Source organism: Pelomonas lactea (assembly GCF_043555885.1).
Classification (GTDB): domain Bacteria; phylum Pseudomonadota; class Gammaproteobacteria; order Burkholderiales; family Burkholderiaceae_C; genus Pelomonas; species Pelomonas lactea.
The window spans coordinates 258,207-277,530 of sequence record NZ_JBIGHX010000010.1; the positions used below are offsets into that span (position 1 = coordinate 258,207).

Genomic DNA, 19,324 nt, shown 5'->3' on the forward strand with positions numbered 1-19,324 from the left:
ACGCCCATGCAAGCCCTACTCGACGCCATCGCCGCCGCCCCCGCCCTGCCCACCGAGGCCTGCCGGCTGTTCCACGGCCGCGGCGGGCGCTTCCCCGGCTGCGAGCACCTGGCGCTGGATGTGTTCCCGCCGGTGCTGCTGTTGACGTCCTTCAAGCCGCTGGACGACGCGGCGCTGGCCGCCGTCGGCGCTGCGCTGGCCGCGCGCTTCGGCGCCGCGCTGAACTGGGTCTACCAATGCCGCGGCGAGGGCGCCGAGACGCGGCTGATGGCCGGCGCGGTGCCCGAGCCGCACGTCGTCACCGAGGCCGGCACGCGCTACCTCGTGCACCTGCTGCGCGGCCAGAACCACGGCCTGTTCCTGGACATGGCCGAGGGCCGGCGCTGGGTGCGCGAGCAGGTGAAGCCCGGCGCCAAGGTGCTGAACCTGTTTGCCTACAGCTGCGCGTTCTCGGTCGTCGCGCTGCAGGCCGGCGCCGCCGAGGTGGTCAACGTGGACATGGCGTCGGGCGCGCTGGCCACCGGCCGCACCAACCATGAGCTCAACGGCGTGAAGACGGGCGCGAAGTTCCTGGCCCACGACATCTTCAACTCCTGGGGCAAGCTGACGCGCGGCGGCCCGTACGACCTCGTCATCTGCGACCCGCCCAGCTTCCAGAAAGGCAGCTTCGTCGCCACCAAGGACTACGCGCGGCTGGCCCGGCGCCTGCCCGCGCTGCTGGCGCCCGGCGGCCACGCGCTGCTGTGTTTGAACGCGCCGAAGCTGGGCGAGGCATTTCTGCGCGAGGTGGTGGCCGAGCACGCGCCCGAGCTGACGCCCGTCGGCCGCGTGGCCAACCCGGCGGTGTTCGAGGATGTGTCGCCGGACCGCAGCCTGAAGGTGTTGGCGTACCGCCTGTAAGAAATCCCGCAGCGCCGTCACTACCTGCTGCATGACCCCTGAACTCTCGCAGGACCAGCTGTACCGCCAGGCCCTGGCCGCCCATGGCGCGGAGCTGGCCCGCTGTTGTGCCGGCTACGAGCGCGACCCGGCGTTGCGCCAGGAGCTGCAGCAGGAGCTGCACCTGGCGCTGTGGCAGAGCCTGAAAGGCTTTCGTGGCGACTGCTCGCTGCGCACCTGGGTGTACCGCGTCGCGCACAACGTCGGCGCGCGCCATGTGCAGCAGCACGCCGGCAAGGGCCCGATGCTGGCGCTGGACGAGATCGAGCACTTGCCCGACGACCGCCTGGACCCCGGCCACACCGAGCGCCGGCTGGACCTGCAGCGCGTGATGGCGCTGGTGCACCGGCTCGCGCCGCTGGACCGCGAGCTGATGCTGCTCTACCTGGAAGGCCTGGACGCTGCCGGCATGGCCGACATCACCGGCCTGTCGGCCCGCAACGTCGCCACCAAGATCCACCGCATCAAGGCGCTGCTGGCCCGCCAGCTCGCCGCACCCGGGAGCCCCCGATGAGCATCGATGAAGACGCCCGCCTGCTGTGGCGCGAGCAGGCCGCAACCGCGTTGCAACCGCTGCCGGCCGACGCGCTGGCGGCGCAGGCCCGCCGGCTGCAGCACACCGTGGGCCGGCGCAACCGCCGCGAGACCGTGGCCGCCGTGCTGGTGGTCGTGGTGTTCCTGGGCTATGCCTGGTTCTTTCCGTACTGGCTGACCAAGCTGGGCGCGCTGCTGAACGTGGCGGGCGTGGGCGTCATGCTGTGGCAGCTGCAGCGCCGCGCGTCAGCGCGGCAGCAGCCTGAGGCGCTGGGCGCCAGCCTGCTGCAGTTCCACCGCGCCGAGCTGGCCCGTCAGCGGGACGCGCTGCGGTCGGCCTGGCGCTGGTACGTGGCGCCGGTGGTGCCGGGGCTGGTACTGTTCCTGAGCGGGCGGCAGATCGAGAACGGGCAGTGGCAGCCTTGGTCGTTCGTGATCACGGCGCTGGTGATGGCCGGCGTGGTGTGGATCAACCGGCGCGCGGCCCGCCAGTTGCAGCGCGAGATCGATGCTCTGGATGAGCTGACGAAGGAGACGGCATGAGACGCATCACCCTGGCCGGCGCGCTGCTGGCCCTGTCCCCGCTGCTGCAGGCCGCCGGCAGCGACGCCGATGTCGACCGCCTGCTGGCCGCCCGCCTCGACGGCGACCGCACCGGCGCCTGCGTGCAGGCCGCCGTCATCGAGCCGGGCCAGGTCTGGCGCGCCCGCCGCTGCGCCGGCACGCGTGCTGACGGCCCGCCGGCGGCGGACGCGGCCTTCGAGATCGGCTCCGTCAGCAAGACGATGTTGGCGGCGCTGGTGGCCGGGCTGGTGGACAGCGGCCGCTGGTCGCTGGACGACGCAGTAGCCCGCCACCTGCCCGCCGGCACCGACGTGCCGCGCCAGGGCGAGCGCCAGATCCTCGTGCGGGACCTGCTCACGCATGCCAGCGGCCTGCCGGTGCTGCCGGCCGACCTGCAGGGCGGCACGCAGGCCGACCCGTACGCGCGGCTGACCGAGGCCGGCCTGCTCGCGTCGCTGGGCAAGGCCCGGCTCACCCGCGCCATCGGCAGCCAGGCCGAGTACTCCAACTTCGGCACGATGGTGCTGTCGGTGGCCGTGGCGCGCAGCCTGGGCGGCAACCTGGAGGCCGCGCTGCGCGAGCAGCTGTTCCAGCCGCTGGGCATGGCCACGGCCTACATCGCGAAGCCCGGGCGCGCCGCACCCGCCACCGGCCACCTGCCTGACGGGTCGCCCGCGCCGGCCTGGACCATCGCGACCAACCTGGCCGGCGTCGGCATGGTCAAGGCCACGCTGGACGACATGGTGGGCTACGCCCGCGGTCAACTGGGCGACGGCCCGCCGGCGCTGGTGGCGCGGCTGCAGCGCACGCAGCAGCCGCTGGCGCATGGCTTCGGCATGAACTGGCTGCTGCAGCAGGCACAGGGCCGCAGCCTGGTGCTGCACGAGGGCGGCACGGGCGGCTTCTCGTCGCTGGTGATGCTGGAACCCGCGAGCCGGCGCGCCGTCGTGCTGCTGGCCGACACGTCGCTGACCGACATCGGCGGGCTGGGCGACCTGGGTGCCGCGCTGCTGGGCCTGCCGGTGCCGCTGCAGCCGCGCCGGGCCGTCGACACGCCGCCCGCGCTGCGCCAGGCGCTGGCGGGCGACTACACGCTGGGCGCGATGACGCTGACCATCCGCGACGCCGACGGCCGGCTGACGGTGCAGGCACCGGGGCAGCCGGCGTTCGAGCTGCGCCGCGACAGCCGCGGCGACTTCTACCCGCTGGGCCTGCCCGCGCTGCTGCGGCCCGAGCCGCCGGCGCCCGGCCAGCCCGTCGCGCGCTTCACCTGGCACCAGCTGGGCGGCGTGACGCCGGCGCGCCGCGTGGGCCTCGTGGAGGCGCCGCCCAGCATCAGCAACCCCGCCTGGCGCGACTGGGCCGGCGAGTTCGAGCTGGCGCCGCAGTTCAGCCTGAAGGTGTTTGAGCGCGAAGGCCAGCTGATGGTGCAGGGCAGCGGCCAGCCGGCAATCGCGGCGACCGCGGCCGGTACCGATCGCATCGAGGTGCCGGCGGTTGGGGCCGTCGTGGAGTTCGAGCGCGATGCCGGGGGGCGCGTCGTCGCCGCCGTGCTGAAGCAGGGCGGCCGGTCGCTGCGCGGCCCGCTCAGGGCAGCTGTGCCAGCGCCTTCAGCAGCTTCTCGCGCGCCGTCGGATCGCTGACCGCCTCGGCCAGCCGGTTGAAGAACATGGCGCGGCTGTCCGTGTCTGCGGCGGCGCGCTTGACCAGCACCTTGGCGATGGGCCCCACATGCTGGGCCAGCAGCGGCACGGTGCGGTCCAGCAGCGCGTCGTTCAGCGGCCCGCCCAGCGTCGTGGCGCCGGCCGACCCGGCCGAGCCCGCCGTGCTGCGCGTGCCGGGCGACGACGGCGCGCCGCTGGTGCCGCCGGCTGTGCGGCCCATGCTGCCGGTGACCTGGCTGGCCTGGCCCAGGAAGGCGTCGCGGGCGCGCGGGTCGGCCACCTGTTCGGCCAGCCGGGCGTACAGCTCGTGCAGGTCGCTGCACTCGCGCGCCGCGCGGCGCACCAGCACGCTGGCCAGCGGGCCCACGTGTCGGGCCAGCGTCTGCTCGGCCTGCGTCAGCTGGGCCTTGTCCCAGTGCGACGGCGGCGGCGCACCGCTGGACGCGCTGGCCACCGACGGCGGTGCCAGCGTGGGCGTCAGCGGCGAGCGCGCCGGGCGGGGCGGCGCCATCAGCAGCGTCTGCTCCCAGGCCGAGTCGTCGACGCTGCGGCCGATGGCGCCGGCCAGCGCCTGCTTGAACTCGAAGGTCGTCGCGAAGCGGTCCGTCGGGCGCTTGGCCAGCGCACGGGCGACGATGGCGTCGAACCAGCCGGGGCGGTCCGCGCCCTCGACGATGGACGGCGGCTCCGGCGCGTCGTTGACGACCTTGTACATGAGCGCCTCGGTCGTGCCGGCGAATGGCGCGCGGCCGGTCAGCAGCTGGTACAGCACGACGCCGGCGCCGTAGATGTCCACGCGCCGGTCCATGGGCTTGCCGAGGAACTGCTCCGGCGCCATGTGGCTGGGCGTGCCCACCATGTAGTGGGTCTGCGTGAGGTGCTGCGTCTCGATGCGGGCGATGCCGAAGTCCGCCACCTTGAGCCGGCCGTTGGCCATCAGGATGATGTTGGCCGGCTTCACGTCGCGGTGCCAGACGCCCTTCTCGTGCGCGTGGCCCAGCGCGTCCAGCAGCTGGCTCATGATGCCGACGATGTCGGTGTCGGTGAAGCGCACCTTGGCCGTCAGGTAGCTCGCCAGCGAGCGGCCCTCGACGAACTCCATCGCGATGTAGGCCACCTGCTGGTCGCGGCCGAAGTCGTAGACGGCCACGATGCCCGGGTGGCCCAGCCGCCCGGCGGCCTGCGCCTCGTTGCGAAAGCGCGAGGCCGGCGCGCCGGGGCTGTCGTCCTCGGCATCCAGCCCGGTGCGGATGGTCTTCAGCGCGACGGTGCGCTGGATGTCGGGGTCGAAGCCCTTGTAGACGACGCCCATCGCGCCCTCACCGAGCACCTCGGTGATGCGGTACTTGCCCAGCTGCGCGGGATGCTTCATGTGAGCCCCTCGTCCCGCGGGTACGCGGGCCCGTCCCCCGAGGGGACGGCGATGCTTGCCGGGTCGACCGGCTTGGGAGCAGCCCGGCGCTCGGCCCGACTGCCCCGGTTCAACAAGGCGAGTTCATCAGGCATCGAGCAACTTCATGGCCTGCACGACCGAGGCACGCATGCGGGAGAACGAGTCGGACAGCGTGGCGATCTCGTCGCGGCCGCTGGCCTTGAACTCGGGCGCGTCCAGGTCGCCCTGGCTGACGCGGTCGGCCAGCGCCGACAGTCGCGTGACGGGGCGCACCACCAGCAGCCAGATCATCAGGTTCAGCACGACGCCGACCACGACGAACACGCCCACCACCGAGGTGATGAAGATCTTGAACACGTTGTCGGCGCGCTCCAGCGGTACGCCCAGCGGCACGGAGACGATCTGCGCGCCGATGACCTCGTTGAGCTTCCAGCCGAAGCCGTTGGCCGGGCCGTACTGGGCCACCATGCTGGCGGGCGCGGCCTCCACGCTGCTGTGGCAGGCCAGGCAGGCGGGGTCGGTGATGCGCAGCGGGCGGGCGATGTACAGCGACGGGCCGGCCGGCGTGTCGCGCGTGCCGACGGCTTCCTTCAGCTCCGCGGCGCTGCGGAACTGGCCCACGATGTCGGCCTCCCAGCTGGTGGCACGGTCGCGCGGGTTGGTGGGGTTCAGCGTCGCCTCCTTGTAGGCGAACTCGGGGTGCTTGGCCAGCAGCGTGCCCAGCACCTCGGTGGCGGAGTAGCTCGGCACGGTCTGGGGCAGGAACTTCTCCGTCATCTGCGCCACCAGCAGCGGCTTGATCTGCGTGTTGGTGTAGTTGCGCACGGCCAGCGCCTTCTCCATCAGCATCTGCGCGCTGGCGATGGTTTCCTGCTTGGCGTTGTCCTGCAGCAGCTGGCGCGCGATGACGCCGCTCAGCGCGATGCCCAGGCTCATGACGAGCAGGTAGACCAGGTTGAATTTGGCGAGCAGTTTCATGGGGACCTCGGGCGGCGGGTGTTGCTGTCGTTGTTGGGCTTGCCGGGCCAGGGGCCGAATGGTAGTGGCTGAGCGGTGGCGGGCCGGGCGCGGGTCCCCAAGAAAAGGGGCGGACCGGGCATGAAAAAAGGGGCGCCCGACTCTCGTCGGGCGCCCCTGAACGGACGGGCGTCATCAACCCTTCACGCACACCACCTGCTTGAGCGTGTGCACCACGTCCACCAGCTCGCGCTGGGCGGCCATGACGGCGTCGATGTCCTTGTAGGCGGCCGGTGTCTCATCAAGCACGTCCTTGTCCTTGCGGCATTCGACGCCCTCGGTGGCGGCGCGGTGGTCGGCCAGCGTGAAGTGGCGCTTGGCGTCGCCGCGGCTCATCACGCGGCCGGCGCCGTGCGAGCAGCTCTCGAACGAATCGGGGTTGCCCTTGCCGCGCACGATGTAGCTGCGCGCACCCATGCTGCCCGGGATGATGCCGAGCTGCCCCTGTTTGGCGCTCACCGCACCCTTGCGGGTCAGGTAGACCTCCTGGCCGAAGTGCGTTTCCTTCTGCACATAGTTGTGGTGGCAGTTCACCGCCTCGATGTGGCTCTGGAAGTTCTTGTGGATGACGGTCTTGGCCGCCTCGATGACGCGCTTCATCATCAGCTCGCGGTTGAGGGCCGCAAATTTTTGCGCCCAGCCGACCGCGCGCACGTAGTCGCCGAAGTAGCGGCTGCCTTCCTCGAAGTAGGCGAGGTCGCGGTCCGGCAGGTTGGCCTGGTGGCGCAGCGCGTCCTGCTTGGCCAGCTCGATGAACATCGTGCCGATGAAGTTGCCCACGCCGCGCGAGCCCGAGTGCAGCATGAACCACACGGAGCCCGCTTCATCCAGGCAGACCTCGATGAAGTGGTTGCCCGAGCCCAGCGTGCCCAGGTGCTGGATGTGGTTGGTCTTGGCGATCTTCGGGTAGTCGCGGCACAGCTCGGTGAACTCGGGCTCCAGCTGCGCCCAGGCCGTGTTGACCGAGCCGGGCGGCTTCTGCCAGGCGCCCGGGTCGCGGTTGCCGGGCGCGCGGCCGTGCGGCACGGCGCGCTCGATGGCCGCGCGCAGCGGGCCGAGGTTGTCGGGCAGGTCCTCGGCCGTCAGCGTGGTCTTGCAGGCCATCATGCCGCAGCCGATGTCCACGCCGACGGCGGCCGGGATGATGGCCTTGACGGTGGGGATGACGGAGCCGACGGTGGCGCCGATGCCGAAGTGAACATCCGGCATCGCGGCGATGTGCTTGAAGACGATGGGCAGGCGGGCCGCGTTCTGCAGCTGGCGCCTGGCCGAGTCCTCGACCGGTACGCCTTGCGTCCACATCTTCAGCGGCACCCCGCCGGGGACGTCTTCGCGAATGTGTTGGGGTTCCATGGTGTTTCCTTGTTGCGGCTCACAGCACCCTGCCTTGGCGGGCTGCTTGCGCGTAGTTCTTGAGGTTCTGATCGTTGCGGTCGATCGAACGGATGAAGGCGGCGACGGTCTTGTCGATCTCGTCGCGCCGGTTCAGGCGCTGCTGTTCGTGGCCGATGCCGTGCAGCGCGGCGACTTGCACCTCGCGGCAGGGCACGTCCAGCATTTCGCGCAGCACCTGCCACACGGCGGCCTGCCAGCGCGGTTCATGCTTGACGTTCCAGAACGTCGGCCAGACGTCGAACCACATGTAGCAGACATGCGCTAGCGCCCCCGTGGCCGACCCGATGGGCTGGTGCACGTGCGCCAGCCGCGGGCCGATGCAGTCGCGCCACAGCGTCGGCATCGCGTCCATCATGCGCATGGCCTCGTCCAGCGGCACGCTGGCGTCGATGGCCGCGAACGGCACGTCGCTGAGACTGTTGTTCATCACGTAGTTCAGGCCGTGGCCGACCTGCTCGTCGCTGTAGCCGGCCAGGTCGGTGCCGGCGTTGGCGAACAGCACGGTCTGGATGCGCGTCCATTCCAGCGGCGTGGCGTCGAAGTCGGCTTCGTCGGCGCCCCAGTACCAGGCGCCATCCTGCCGGCCCTCAGGGCGATCAAACAGATAGCGCAGCGCCGCCGCGTACAGCTCGGGCGCGAGGCCCACGCCCTGCGGCGTCCAGCCGAGACGGCGCTGCTGCGCGGCGGTGAGTCGTTTGGCTTTCTTCATGAGGGGCTCTCGCCGGCAGGTGCCGGCAGATGCGTGCGATTCGAACCCAGTTCGGCGCCGCAGGGGTTGAGGAAGGCCCCCGCCGTCGCGCAGACGGCAGGGGTGGCGCTCAACGCAGCTTCACCAGCCCGTTGAGCACCTGGTCCAGACCTCCGAACACGGAGATCTTGTCGATGCGCTCGGCGACGCGTTCCAGCGTTTCCAGCTCCTTCAGGCGCAGCGCGACGGGGTTGTCCTCCATCACCTTGGCCGTGTTGAGCAGGGCACGCGTCGCCGCGGTTTCCTCGCGGCGGCGGATCACGTTGGCCTCAGCCGCCTTGCCGGCCTCCACCACCTGGGCGAGGATGGTTTTCATCTCGCCGGGCAGCACGATGTCCTTCACACCCACGCCGTCCAGCTGCAGGCCCAGGCCCGCGAGCTTGGGGCTCACGTGGGCGGTCACGACCTCGTCGATGACCGACTTGTTCTCCAGCAGCTCGTCCAGCGTGCGCGTGCCCACCGCCGCCCGCAGCCCGAACTGAAGCTCGCGGTAGAGGTGGTCCGCCGGCTTGGCCAGCTGCTCGAACGCGCGCAGCACGTCGGTGTAACGCCAGGTTGCCGAGAGGTTGAGCCGCAGCGCGACCTTGTCGCGGGTCAGGATTTCCTGGCCCGTGACTTCGAGCGCCTGCAGCCGCAGGTCCACCAGGTCCACCGCGACGTTGCGGCCGAACTTCCAGAACGCATGCGCGCCGGGTTCGAGCAGCCGCACGACCTGGCCGTCCACGCGCAGCAGGCCGGCGCCGGCTTCAGGCACCTCCACCTGCAGCACGCCGGCCAGGCCGGTCACCGCGCGCGGCCGCAGTTGCGGCTGCGCCAGGCGCGCCGCCACGTCGGCCGGCAGCTCGGCGGACGCGCGCAGGTCGATCATGTCGACCCGCACATCCACCAGGCCGCGCCAGTACAGGCGCCGCGTGGACGGCGGCAGCACCTCGACCAGCACGCCGTTCTCGGCGCGCAGGCCGGCTTCGTGCTCGCCCAGCTCGACGCGCAGGAAGTGCGCGTCGACGACGGCCGGCTCGCTGGCCATCAGGTAGTCGGTCAGCGGGTGCACGAAGGCCGGCGCGCCGAGGTTGAAGCGCTCGACGGTCAGCGTGTCCAGGCCGGCGAACAGCCAGTGCGTGCCGGGCTGTAGCACGCGCTCGAAATCGCCATTGCGCAGCAGCAGGCCGCGCTCGTTCTTCTTCACAGTCACACGCTTGATCGTCATGGTGTTCTCCTTGTTGTGACGCGTGTTGATGGGATGGGGTGCCGTTACAGCGACCCGTGCGGACGCCGGATGCCTGGGCCCCGGAGGCCACGGTGCGCGTCGAGCGCCTCCTCCCTGAAGGTGCTCCCGGCTGGCCGTGGATACGGGGCCCCGCTTGCCCGGCGCGCGAGCGCGGGCCGCTGATGCGCGATCCGGCCGGGGCCGGGGCGCACGTTCGGCGGGGTGGTCTTGCGACCGGTAAGTCCTGGATGGGAAATCCAAGGGTCTGGAACGGGAGTCGAACCCGCGACATCAACGCGAGGGGCGTTGCGCTCTAACCGTCTGAGCTATCCAGGTGGCAGGAAAGTAGGGAGTCGAACCCAACCCTTGCGGGACACCATGTCTCTCCTTGATCAGCCGATTCCGGCGGGCGCGGCATACGCCCGGACGACGGGCGGACCCGGTCCCGGCGCACCGGCGGGGCGTGGGAACCCCGACCTGTGAGCGCTTCGCCTTCCTCGGCAGATTCGTTGCCGCCTCAGCTGAGGCGGGATCCTTTCGGCAGCCGCGCGGCCAGCCAGTCGTGCACGTCGGCGCGGATGTGCCGGCCCTTAAGGAGGAAGTCCTCGAAGCGGCTCGGCACGAACGGCGCGAACAGCAGCGGCATGCGGGCCTCGTCCGGCGTGCGGGCGGCCTTGAGCGAGTTGCACGCGCGGCAAGCCGCGACGGTGTTCATCCAGCTCAGGCGACCGCCGCGGCTGGCGGGCACGATGTGGTCGATGGTCAGCGCGCGGGCGTCGAACACCAGGCCGCAGTAGGCGCACGTGCAGCGGTCACGCTTGAGCACCTTGGCCTTGCCGAAGACCGGCGTCAGCTCGAACAGGTTGACGCGGGACGCGCCGCGCAGCGCGACGATGGCCGGCACCTCCAGCCGCGACTGGCGGCCCGTGGCGCTGTTGAAGCCACCGCGCAGCACGGCCAGCGGCCGGTCGCCGGCGGACCAGACCACGGCGCCGGTGGCAACCAGGCAGGCCGCGTGCTCCACCGAGATCCAGGCCTGGGGCTGGCCGGTGATGTCCAGTTGCAAGACGTCGTGCATGGCGGCCTCCTTTCCTTGGGCTGGGCACGGTGGATGAAAAGGTTGTCGGTGACGGGTTCCGACGCCGCCCAATCGTTGCGGCCGGTTTGCGCCCCTCGAAGCGTGAGTTCGCCAAGGGGCTTCGTGTATCCATCTCGGCTGTGTCCACACGCGACGCGGCCGGCCTGCGCAAGCCGGGGATGCGTCGCTGCACGCGACAGGCGGCCGCCCGAGCGCACATGCACACCGGGCCGGCCGGTGCTTGTGCGTGGGCACACCCGAGATGGGGCAGGGCAGCCGAGTGCATGACTCGGCGCCTGCCAGTTGTTGATCGCAGTGCCGGCCGTGGGGCCGGCGCTGCCATCGATGCGAGTTGTGAAAGAGCAGGCGATGCGCATGCGCAGCGGCAACGGGGCAGCCCCGTCGCTGTGGCCGTTGATCGGCCGGAAAAACAAAGGCCCGGTTCCTTTCGGAAACCGGGCCTCGAATGAGCGTGGAAGGTCGGCGTTAGCCGGGTCCTTCACCCGATGGATGGATGTCATGGCTCTCACGACCGGAGTCATGTGCATAGGCGACCGGGGCGAATTTGCCCGTCAGCTGCCACCCCTGCGCCGGCACCATGCGTGCGTCACCGCACAGGCTCTGCGAGCCGGTGAGTTCAATGACGGTGACGAGAGGGCGGTTCATGGCGGAGTGCGAAAGCGGTTCGGTCGTCGGTTGGGGTTGATCGTGGGCGCTCAAGTGCTTTGAGCGAATCCATGCATTGTGAAAAATGTTCACGCCGCGGTCAAGCGCCGTCGACCACCTAGAATGAGTGTGAAGTGTTTTCACAACACTCGTCGCCATTCCCACCCATCGTGTCCAGCCCCGCCACCATCCGCCGGCTCAACGCGCTCGCGTTGTTCCAGACCTTTGCCGAGGCCCGCATCACCGCGGGTGATCCGCCCAAGGGCCTGGAGGCTGCCTGGGCGGCGCGCATCGGCGTCAGCGGGGCGACGTGGTCCATGGCCAAGAGCGGCGCGCGGCCCATCGGCGACAAGCTGGCGCGGCAGATCGAGCACCACTGCGACAAGCCGGCCGGCTGGATCGACGAGGAGCGCGAGCCCACCGGCCTCACGCCGGCCGAGCAGCAGTTCCTGGCGCTGGCGCTGAAGACGTACCGCACCACCAACAGCGACGGCCGCAAGCGGCTGCGCCAGCTGTTGAAGGAGTTCGGCAGCGGCGGCGCTTGATGTCCAGGCGGCTTGCCGCGGGCTGTCCGGGGCCGACAGCCCGGCGTCAGCGCCTGCCGGCGTCTCGCGCCATACTTGCCGCCATGCGCATCCTGCTCGTTGAAGACGACGAACAACTTGTCGAGACCACCGCCCGCGCGTTGCGTTCGCAGGGCTGGGTGGTGGACTGCACGGCCCGTGGCGAGCCCGTGCCACGCTCGCTGCGCGAGGACGCCTACGACTTGCTGATCCTGGACATCGGTCTGGCCGGCATCGACGGCTTCGAGACGCTGCGCCGCGTGCGCGCCGAGGGCCTGGCCGTGCCGGTGCTGATCCTGACCGCGCGCGACGCCGTCGAGGACCGGGTGCGCGGCCTGGAGGGTGGCGCGGACGACTACCTCGTCAAGCCCTTCGCGCTGACCGAGCTGGTGGCCCGCGCCCGCGCGCTGGTGCGCCGCAGCCAGGCCCGCACCAGCAACCAGCTGCAGCTGGCCCGCCTGCGCATCGACCAGGAGGCGCGCCGCGCCTACATCGAGGACGAGCCGCTGGCGCTGTCCGCCCGCGAGTGGGACGTGCTGGGCTTCCTGATGGCGCGCGCCGGCAAGGTGGTGCCCAAGGAACACATCGCGCTGGCCAGCAATGCGTGGGACCAGGGCGTCAGCGACAACGCCATCGAGGTCTGCCTGTCGCGCCTGCGCGCCAAGATCGAGCCGGGCGGCGTGCAGCTGCGTACCGTGCGTGGCCTGGGATACCTCCTCGAAGAAATAGGGTGACCGTGCCTGACCGGCCGCGCTCCAGCCTGCAGCGCCGGCTGTTCGTCTGGTTGATGCTGCCGCTGCTGGTGGTGCTGCCGGCGCTGGGCGCGGCGCTGTACCAGCAGGTGCAGCAGAGCGCGCAGAGCTGGCTGGACGAAGGCCTGGAGGACACCGCGCTGACGCTGGCGGGCCAGATCGACCTGCGCAGCGGGTCGCCCAGCGTCGACATCAGCGCCACGATGGACCGCGCGCTGCGTTTCGACCGCCAGGATGATGTGTTCTACCTGGTGCTGGGCCCGCGCGGCGAGCTGCTGCAGGGCGATGCGGGCCTGGCGGAGCTGCAGCCGCGGCCCCGGCCGCAGGCGGCGGGCAGCGCCTACTACGGCGATGTGCGGCTGCGTGACCGCGAGCTGCGCCTGGTGCAGCTGGGGCGTGACTGCGGCGACGGCGCCTGCCAGGTGCTGGTGGCCGAGACGCTGCACAAGCGCGACGCGCTGCAGCGCGAGATCGCGACCTACGTCGCGCTGAACGGCGGTGCGCTGGCCGTGCTGCTGGCGCTGGCCAGTTGGTGGGCCGTGCGCCAGGGGCTGACGCCGTTGACGGTGCTCAGCGCCGAGCTGGAGCGGCGCGACCTGCACCGCCTCACGCCGCTGACGGCGCGGCTGCCGCGCGAGCTGGTGCCGCTGCAGGCGGCCTTCAACCGACTGTTCGAGCGGCTGTCACGCGCCGCCGGCGCGCAGCGTGAGTTCCTGGCCGACGCGGCCCACCAACTGCGCACGCCGCTGACCTCGCTGCAGACCGAGATCGAGCTGGCCATGCTGGAACCGCACGACCAGCGCGTGGACCCGCTGCTGGAGCGGCTGCGCCTGCGCGTCGTGCGCAGCGCGCGGCTGGCGCAGCAGCTGCTGTCGCTGGCCCGTGCCGAGGACCGCAGCGTGGACGTGGGCCAGCGCATCGACCTGCGCGACATCGCCACCGAGAGCGGCCAGGACTGGGCGCACCGCAGCCTGCCATCGGGCGTGGATCTGGGCTTCGAGCTGGCCGAAGCGCCCGCGCTGGGCCACGCCTTCCTGCTGCGCGAGGCGCTGGAGAACCTCATCCACAACGCCGTCAGCTACGCCGGCGCGGGCGCGCGCATCACCGTGCGCTGCGGCACCGACGCCGACGGCCCCTGGCTGGAGGTGGAGGACAACGGCCCCGGCATCGCGCCGGCCGACCGGCCGGCGGCCATGCAGCGCTTCCGTCGCGGTGACAAGGCCACCGGCGCCGGCAGCGGCCTGGGCCTGGCCATCGCGGCCGACATCGCGGCCCGCCACGGTGGCCGGCTGGCGCTGCTGGACGCCCACGGCGGGCCGGGCCTGCGTGCGCGGCTCAGCCTGCCGCTGCCGCCGCAGGACCCGTCGCCAGCTGCTTGAACAGGTTCATCGCGACCACCACACGTCGCCCCGGCGTCGCCGGCACCTCGTGCATCGCGATGCCCGGGAACATCACCAGCGTGCCCGGCTGCGGCTGGTAGGCGCTGGTCTTGGAGAACACCAGCGGCGCGCAGCCCGGCTCGGCCTCCAGGTAGACGACGCAGCTCAGGTCGGCCGGCCAGTGGTTGTGCGGGGCCGTGTAGTCGGCCTGCTCGTAGATGGCACCCCAGCAATGCGTGACGAGCAGGTCCAGCCCCAGCGCGGCGAGGTCGCCCGACCAGGCCGCCGGCGCTGCGGCGCGCGCGATCTCCACGACGCTGGCGCACAGCGGCAGCAGCTTGGCATTGAGCAGGTGGCTCTTCCACGGGCTCATGTAGGTCGCCTTGACGTTGGAGTCGGGCGACTGCGGGTGGCTGATGCGCAGCTCGTCAATCGCCTCGCGCGCCAGCTGCAGGCGGTCGGCGATGGGCCCCAGCTCGGCGATGACGACGGGCAGCTCGGTCTGGATGCTGGCGCCGACCAGGCGCACGGGGGTGCTCATCGGCCCATTCTGCCCGCGCCACCCGGTGCGGCGCCGCGTGCTGCCGGCCGCCGCCTGAGCGACGATAAGCCCGGCCGCGGCGGCGCTTATTGGCGCCACGGGCCCCGCGCGGCGGGCCTAGCATGGGCGTTCCCATGTGCCGCCTTGCCCTTGCCCCTGCCGCGCTGCTGGCCCTCGTGCTGGCCGGCTGCGGCACGCCCAGCCAGCCGCTGACCATGGCCGTCACGCCGGCCGAGGCGCTGCAGGTGCGCGGCTGGGTGCCCGAGGCGCTGAAGGCCCAGGTTGCCCTGGCGCCCGTGCAGGGCGGGCTGGAAACCGGCCGGTGGTGGGGCTCCAAGGTCAGCGCCACGGCGCTGCAGCAGGCGCTGGAGGAATCGCTGTACGCGGTGGGCATGCGGCCGCCATCACCCGAGCCGCCCGCGCGCTTCGAGCTGCGTGCCGAGCTGCTGGAGCTGGAGCAGCCCACCGTGCCGGCGCTGGCCGTGACCGTGGGTGCGGCCGTGCGCTACACGCTGGTGGACACCGCCAGCGGCCGGGTCGTGTACCAGCGCCGCATCGCCAACGCCGAGGAAGCCGGCTTCACCGAGGCCGTCGTGTCGCCGTCCGAGCGGCTGCGAATCGCCAACGAGCGCACGCTGCGGGCCAATATCGGCCTGCTGCTGCGCGACCTCGTCACGCTGCGTCCCTAGACGCCTGCTCCTGCTCGTGGTGGCGGCGCCCCGCCGTGAACCACAGCAGCAGCGCGCAGGCAAAGCCCAGCAGGCTGGCGGTGCCGAAGAACGCCATCATCGGCCCATAGCCGGCCGGGTTGGCCGCGCTGGCGCCGGCCTGGTCGTTCAACCAGCCGGCCAGGAGGTTGGCGCCGCTGATGCCGGCGTTCTGCGCCACCCACATCAGGCCGATGGCGGTGCCGAAGCGGCTGGGCGCCACCAGCCGGCTGGCCAGCGGCCACATGACCGCCGGCACCAGCGAGAAGCTGACGCCGATCAGCGCGGTGGACACCCACAGGCTCCACGGCGCCAGGGCCATGACCGCCAGCGCGATGGGCAGCAGCAGTGCGCCGAATGCGAGGAAGGGGGCGTAGCGGCGCAGGCGGTCGCACAGCCAGCCGAAGGCCGGCGTCGCGAACACGGCGGCCAGGAACACGTAGCTGTTCATCTGGCCGGCGGCGGCCAGGTCCAGCCCGTGCACATGCTGGAAGTACTTGATCGAGTAGGTGCTGCGGAAGGCCAGGATCACCGAGTACCACAGCACGCACAGTGCCAGCAGGTACCAGTAGGCGCGGCCGAAGTGCAGCAGGTCGCGCCAGACGAACTTCTCGGCCTTGGCGCCGGTGGGCAGCAGGCCGGCGCGGCGCGGGCCGCGGTCCAGCCACCAGTAGGCCAGCGACGCGAGCAGTGACGTGGCCGCGACGCCCGCCGCGATGGCCAGCGGCGGCTGCCAGCCCTGCGCGTAGGCGGCGGCAAACCACGTCGGCGACATGTCGGCGCCGAACGAGCCCAGCCGGCCGATGGCCAGCGCCAGCCCCATCGCGAAGGCCAGGCTGCGGCCGCCGAAGTAGTCGGCGATGGCGGCCAGCGTCGCGATGCTGAAGGTCTCGGCGCCGATGCCGAACAGCAGCCGGCCCGTGGCCATGCCGGAGAAGTTCGGGCTGAAGGCCGTCAGCGCCGCGCCGGCCAGGCAGACCAGCGCCGTCCACAGCGTCATGCGCGCCGCGCCGAAGCGGTCCACCAGCACGCCGCCGACGAGGATGAGCACGACATTGGGCAGGCTGTAGATCGCGTTCAGCAGCCCCACCTGGCTGTCGCTGAAGCCGCGCTGGCTCTGCAGCAGGTCGGCCACCGGGCCAATGGAGTCGTAGACGTAGTAGTTGCCGAACAGCGCCAGCGCGACCAGCGCGCCGATCAGCCAGGCCGTGGCGCGCGGCGGCTGGGCGGTGGGCAGGGTGCGGGGCGGGGTTGAGGACATGGCGGGGGCGGTCGCAAAGCGCGCAGTCTAGGACCGCTCCAACCGCCGGCCCGCCGCCGCCATCAGGCCCACCGCGCCCAGCGCCGCCAGTGCCGTCAGCAAGGCGAGCCCCGCCAGCCCGTGCGGCACCGCCAGCGCCGCGAACAGCGGCGGCCCGGTCACCGAGCCGAGGTTGCCCAGCTGCACCAGCACGCCGGAGGCGCGCGCCTGCCCGGCCGGGTCGGCGTGCAGCTGCGGGATCAGCGTGGCCGACGCGCCGCCGGCCAGGCCCGCGCAGGCCAGCACCAGCAGCGCCAGCGGCGCTAGCGGCGCCACCGGTCCGGCCAGCCGCGCCGCCAGCGCCAGGGCCAGCGCGGACAGCGCCAGCGCCGCGTAGGCACGCAGCGCCAGGCGCGTGCCGGCCGAACCCTGCCGCGCCAGCCAGCCCGCGGCCAGCGTGCCCGCGGTGGCCAGCAGCGGCAGCACGGTGGCGAAGCCGGCGCCGGCGCCGCTGGCGGGCGGCACGAAGGTGATGAGGGCGATGGTGGGGAAGGCGTAGAAGAAGAAACCCAGCCCGGGCAGCGCGGTGCGCAGGTCGGCATAGGCCTGGGCGTGCAGCGCCAGCAAGCCGGGGCGCCGGGCGCCGGGCGCCGCCGGGGCGTCCGCCACGCACAGCCGCACCGCCACCGCCGCGGCGGCCATCAACAGCGCGTGGCCGGCCAGCGCGTCGCGCGGCGCCAGGCCTGCCGGCAGCAGCCGGTCCACGCCCGCCAGCACCGCGAACGACAGGCCCACCACGGTGGTCCACAAGCCCATGACGACCGCGCGGTGGGCCGGCGCGCTGGCGTGCAGCAGCAGTGCCGGCGTGGCCACCATGATGGCCAGGTGGGACAGCCCTTCCGGCACGCGGCTGGCCCAGAACCAGCCGAACGGTGGCACCAGGGCCTGCAGCGCCGACAGTGCGGCGCCGCCCGCGAGCCCGGCCAGCAGCAGCCGCCGGAAGCCGATGCGCGGCGCCAGCCCGCCGGCCAGCACGCCGAACAGCAGCCCCACCAGCCCGACGGTGGACAGCGCCAGGCCCATGCGCGCCGGTGCCACGCCGTACAGCGCCTGCAGCCGCGTGAACTCGACCGACACCTTGGCGAACTGCCCGCCGGCCAGCACGCCGCCGGCGCACAGCAGCAGCACGGGCCCCCAGCGGGTGGCGGCCGTCACAGGCGCCGGTGCGCCAGCGCGGGCAGCTGCTGGCGCACCTGCGCCAGGCGCGCCGGCTCCACGTCGGCCAGCGCAATGCCTTCGCCCTCGGGCACGACGGCCAGCACCTCGCCCCAGGGGTCCACCACCATGCTGTGGCCCCAGGTGCGGCGGCCGTTCTCGTGGCGGCCACCCTGGGCCGGCGCGATGACATAAGCCTGGTTCTCCACCGCGCGGGCGCGCAGCAGCAGCTCCCAATGCTTCTCGCCGGTCGTGTACGTGAACGCGGCCGGCACGGCGATCAGGTCGCAGGGGGCGTAGCCGCGGAACAGCTCGGGGAAGCGCAGGTCGTAGCAGACCGACAGCCCCGTGCGCAGCCCGCCGGCGTCGAAGACGGTGGGCTGGCTGCCGGCCTCCAGCACGCGGGCCTCGTCGTAGCTCTCGCGGCCGTTGTCGTAGGCGAACAGGTGGATCTTGTCGTAGCGCGCCGCCACCTCGCCCGCGGGCGAGAACACCAGCGTTGTGTTGCGCACGCGGTCGGGCGTGTCGGCCCGCAGCGGCAGCGTGCCGCCGATGATCCACAGCCCCAGCTCGCGCGCGGCACTGGCCAGCATGGCCTGGATGGGGCCGTGGCCGGGCGTCTCGGCGATGGCCAGCTTGTCGCTGTCCTGCCGGCCCATCAGGCAGAAATATTCGGGCAGCGCGGCCAGGCGGGCGCCCTGGGCGGCGGCGGCTTCGAGCAGCCGGCGGGCGGCGAGGAGGTTGGCCGCCGGGTCGGGGCCGGAAACCATCTGGAGGGCGGCGATCTTCATGGGGCCGATGCTAGCGCCCGGCCCCGGCGCGGCGAGAAGGAAGTCACGCTGCCGCGGCGGGCGGCCGCCGAGAATACGGGGGCGATGTCCTGCCCCTCCCGCCTTCGGCGCCAGCTGCTGGCCCTTCCCTTGGCCGCCGCGCTGGCGCCGGCCGGCGCGGCGGGTGCGCCGCTGACGCTGCGTCTGCCGCATGCCGAGGCCTACAGCGGGCATGGGCAGTTCTTCATCGAGCTGTTGAGGCTGGCGCTGGCCCGCACGGCCGACGGTGAGCCGCCGCCCACGCTGCTGCAGGCACCGCCGGACGTGCCGCGCGAGCGGCTGCGCCAGATGCTGCAGGACGGGCAGCTGGACCTGCTGTGGAGCACCACGACGCCGGAGCGCGAGGCGGCGGCGCTGCCGGTGCGCTTCAACCTGCTCAAGGGCACCAACGAGCTGCGCTTCCTGCTCGTGCGCGCGGTGGACCTGCCGCGGCTGCGAGGGCTGCGTTCGCTGGCGGAGCTGCGCCAGCTGAGCGCCGGTGCCGGCACCTTCTGGAGCGACGCGCAGATCCTGCGTGCCAACGGCTTTGCGGTGGAGACGACCACCAAGTTCGAGTCGCTGTTCCTCATGCTCAAGGCCGGCCGCTTCGACTTCATTCCGCGCACCCGCGATGAGATCGACTTCGAGCTGGAGCGGCATCGCGAGCTGGGCTTTGCCGAGCTGCCGGGCGTGGCGCTGCAGTACCGCCAGCCTCTGTACTTCTTCGTCTCGCGCGAGCGGCCGCAGCTGGCCGAGCGGCTGCTGCGCGGCCTCAACCTCGCCGCGGCCGACGGCAGCTTCGACGCGTTGTTCCTGGCCGAGCCGGGGCTCAAGGCCGCGCTGGCGCAGCTGCGCGGCTACACCGGGCTGCGGCTGCCGCTGCGCCCGCTGGAAGCAGCGCCGCGCTGAGCGC

20 protein-coding genes are annotated in these 19,324 nt (G+C 72.2%); 9 read left to right on the forward strand and 11 right to left on the reverse strand.

Annotated elements, in window-relative coordinates; all coding sequences use genetic code 11:
• Nucleotides 1-6: 6 nt before the first annotated feature.
• From ACG04Q_RS23615 to ACG04Q_RS23630, 4 genes are read left to right on the forward strand one after another with little or no spacing between them, the layout of a single operon-like run.
• Nucleotides 7-900 carry a class I SAM-dependent methyltransferase gene (locus ACG04Q_RS23615; protein WP_394514009.1) on the forward strand — a complete coding sequence of 298 codons (894 nt, stop codon included), beginning with the start codon at nucleotides 7-9 and terminating at the stop codon, nucleotides 898-900.
• 31 nt (nucleotides 901-931) lie between these two features.
• Nucleotides 932-1,453 (forward strand): RNA polymerase sigma factor, encoded by a 522-nt coding sequence (locus ACG04Q_RS23620; RefSeq protein ID WP_394514010.1) that lies wholly within the window; start codon nucleotides 932-934, stop codon nucleotides 1,451-1,453.
• Nucleotides 1,450-2,016, forward strand: a complete 567-nt coding sequence (locus ACG04Q_RS23625) for a hypothetical protein (protein WP_394514011.1) — start codon at nucleotides 1,450-1,452, stop codon at nucleotides 2,014-2,016. Before ACG04Q_RS23620 ends, ACG04Q_RS23625 begins: the two co-directional genes overlap by 4 nt.
• Nucleotides 2,013-3,680, forward strand: a complete 1,668-nt coding sequence (locus ACG04Q_RS23630; protein ID WP_394514012.1) for a serine hydrolase domain-containing protein — start codon at nucleotides 2,013-2,015, stop codon at nucleotides 3,678-3,680. Before ACG04Q_RS23625 ends, ACG04Q_RS23630 begins: the two co-directional genes overlap by 4 nt.
• Here ACG04Q_RS23630 and ACG04Q_RS23635 read toward each other — a convergent pair.
• The 7 genes from ACG04Q_RS23635 to ACG04Q_RS23665 form a co-directional block, all read right to left on the reverse strand.
• A complete protein-coding gene (locus ACG04Q_RS23635) occupies nucleotides 3,625-5,073 on the reverse strand; it encodes a serine/threonine-protein kinase (RefSeq protein ID WP_394514013.1) in 1,449 nt (482 codons plus the stop codon). The genes ACG04Q_RS23630 and ACG04Q_RS23635 overlap by 56 nt on opposite strands.
• A 126-nt stretch (nucleotides 5,074-5,199) precedes the next feature.
• Nucleotides 5,200-6,072, reverse strand: a complete 873-nt coding sequence (locus tag ACG04Q_RS23640) for a c-type heme family protein (protein WP_394514015.1) — start codon at nucleotides 6,070-6,072, stop codon at nucleotides 5,200-5,202.
• A 174-nt stretch (nucleotides 6,073-6,246) separates the two neighbouring features.
• Nucleotides 6,247-7,464 (reverse strand): RtcB family protein, encoded by a 1,218-nt coding sequence (locus ACG04Q_RS23645; protein WP_394514016.1) that lies wholly within the window; start codon nucleotides 7,462-7,464, stop codon nucleotides 6,247-6,249.
• Nucleotides 7,465-7,483: 19 nt separating this feature from the next.
• Entirely contained in the window at nucleotides 7,484-8,215 is a 732-nt protein-coding gene (locus ACG04Q_RS23650) for a hypothetical protein (RefSeq protein WP_394514018.1), read from the reverse strand.
• Between the two features lie 109 nt (nucleotides 8,216-8,324).
• Complete coding sequence (locus tag ACG04Q_RS23655; RefSeq protein ID WP_394514019.1) at nucleotides 8,325-9,461, reverse strand: slipin family protein; 1,137 nt, start codon at nucleotides 9,459-9,461, stop codon at nucleotides 8,325-8,327.
• A 517-nt stretch (nucleotides 9,462-9,978) separates the two neighbouring features.
• The gene (locus tag ACG04Q_RS23660) at nucleotides 9,979-10,539 is read right to left on the reverse strand and encodes an HNH endonuclease (RefSeq protein ID WP_394514020.1); all 561 of its coding nucleotides are present in this window, start codon (nucleotides 10,537-10,539) and stop codon (nucleotides 9,979-9,981) included.
• Nucleotides 10,540-11,025: 486 nt separating this feature from the next.
• Nucleotides 11,026-11,205 (reverse strand): hypothetical protein, encoded by a 180-nt coding sequence (locus ACG04Q_RS23665; protein WP_394514021.1) that lies wholly within the window; start codon nucleotides 11,203-11,205, stop codon nucleotides 11,026-11,028.
• 134 nt (nucleotides 11,206-11,339) lie between these two features.
• Between ACG04Q_RS23665 and ACG04Q_RS23670 the strand changes: the two genes are divergently transcribed.
• The 3 genes from ACG04Q_RS23670 to ACG04Q_RS23680 all read left to right on the forward strand — a co-directional run bounded on the left by ACG04Q_RS23670 (nucleotide 11,340) and on the right by ACG04Q_RS23680 (nucleotide 13,899).
• Nucleotides 11,340-11,750, forward strand: a complete 411-nt coding sequence (locus ACG04Q_RS23670; protein WP_394514022.1) for a hypothetical protein — start codon at nucleotides 11,340-11,342, stop codon at nucleotides 11,748-11,750.
• 83 nt (nucleotides 11,751-11,833) lie between these two features.
• Nucleotides 11,834-12,502, forward strand: a complete 669-nt coding sequence (locus tag ACG04Q_RS23675) for a response regulator (protein ID WP_394514023.1) — start codon at nucleotides 11,834-11,836, stop codon at nucleotides 12,500-12,502.
• Entirely contained in the window at nucleotides 12,499-13,899 is a 1,401-nt protein-coding gene (locus tag ACG04Q_RS23680; protein WP_394514024.1) for a sensor histidine kinase, read from the forward strand. Before ACG04Q_RS23675 ends, ACG04Q_RS23680 begins: the two co-directional genes overlap by 4 nt.
• Here the strand turns inward: ACG04Q_RS23680 and ACG04Q_RS23685 are convergent.
• Nucleotides 13,856-14,440, reverse strand: a complete 585-nt coding sequence (locus tag ACG04Q_RS23685; RefSeq protein WP_394514026.1) for a 2OG-Fe(II) oxygenase family protein — start codon at nucleotides 14,438-14,440, stop codon at nucleotides 13,856-13,858. The two genes, ACG04Q_RS23680 and ACG04Q_RS23685, sit on opposite strands and share 44 nt — an antisense overlap.
• A gap of 134 nt (nucleotides 14,441-14,574) precedes the next feature.
• Between ACG04Q_RS23685 and ACG04Q_RS23690 the strand changes: the two genes are divergently transcribed.
• The gene (locus tag ACG04Q_RS23690) at nucleotides 14,575-15,129 is read left to right on the forward strand and encodes a hypothetical protein (protein WP_394514027.1); all 555 of its coding nucleotides are present in this window, start codon (nucleotides 14,575-14,577) and stop codon (nucleotides 15,127-15,129) included.
• Here ACG04Q_RS23690 and ACG04Q_RS23695 read toward each other — a convergent pair.
• From ACG04Q_RS23695 to ACG04Q_RS23705, 3 genes are read right to left on the reverse strand one after another with little or no spacing between them, the layout of a single operon-like run.
• Nucleotides 15,113-16,408, reverse strand: coding sequence for an MFS transporter (locus ACG04Q_RS23695; RefSeq protein WP_394514028.1), 1,296 nt, complete (start codon nucleotides 16,406-16,408; stop codon nucleotides 15,113-15,115). The genes ACG04Q_RS23690 and ACG04Q_RS23695 overlap by 17 nt on opposite strands.
• 27 nt (nucleotides 16,409-16,435) lie before the next feature.
• Complete coding sequence (locus ACG04Q_RS23700; protein WP_394514029.1) at nucleotides 16,436-17,602, reverse strand: MFS transporter; 1,167 nt, start codon at nucleotides 17,600-17,602, stop codon at nucleotides 16,436-16,438.
• On the reverse strand, nucleotides 17,599-18,393 hold the full coding sequence (locus ACG04Q_RS23705) for a carbon-nitrogen hydrolase family protein (protein WP_394514031.1): 795 nt from the start codon (nucleotides 18,391-18,393) through the stop codon (nucleotides 17,599-17,601). The genes ACG04Q_RS23700 and ACG04Q_RS23705 overlap by 4 nt, the downstream gene beginning before the upstream one ends.
• 84 nt (nucleotides 18,394-18,477) lie before the next feature.
• Here ACG04Q_RS23705 and ACG04Q_RS23710 point away from each other — a divergent pair, with 84 nt between their 5' ends.
• Complete coding sequence (locus tag ACG04Q_RS23710) at nucleotides 18,478-19,320, forward strand: substrate-binding periplasmic protein (RefSeq protein WP_394514032.1); 843 nt, start codon at nucleotides 18,478-18,480, stop codon at nucleotides 19,318-19,320.
• Nucleotides 19,321-19,324 lie beyond the last annotated feature (4 nt).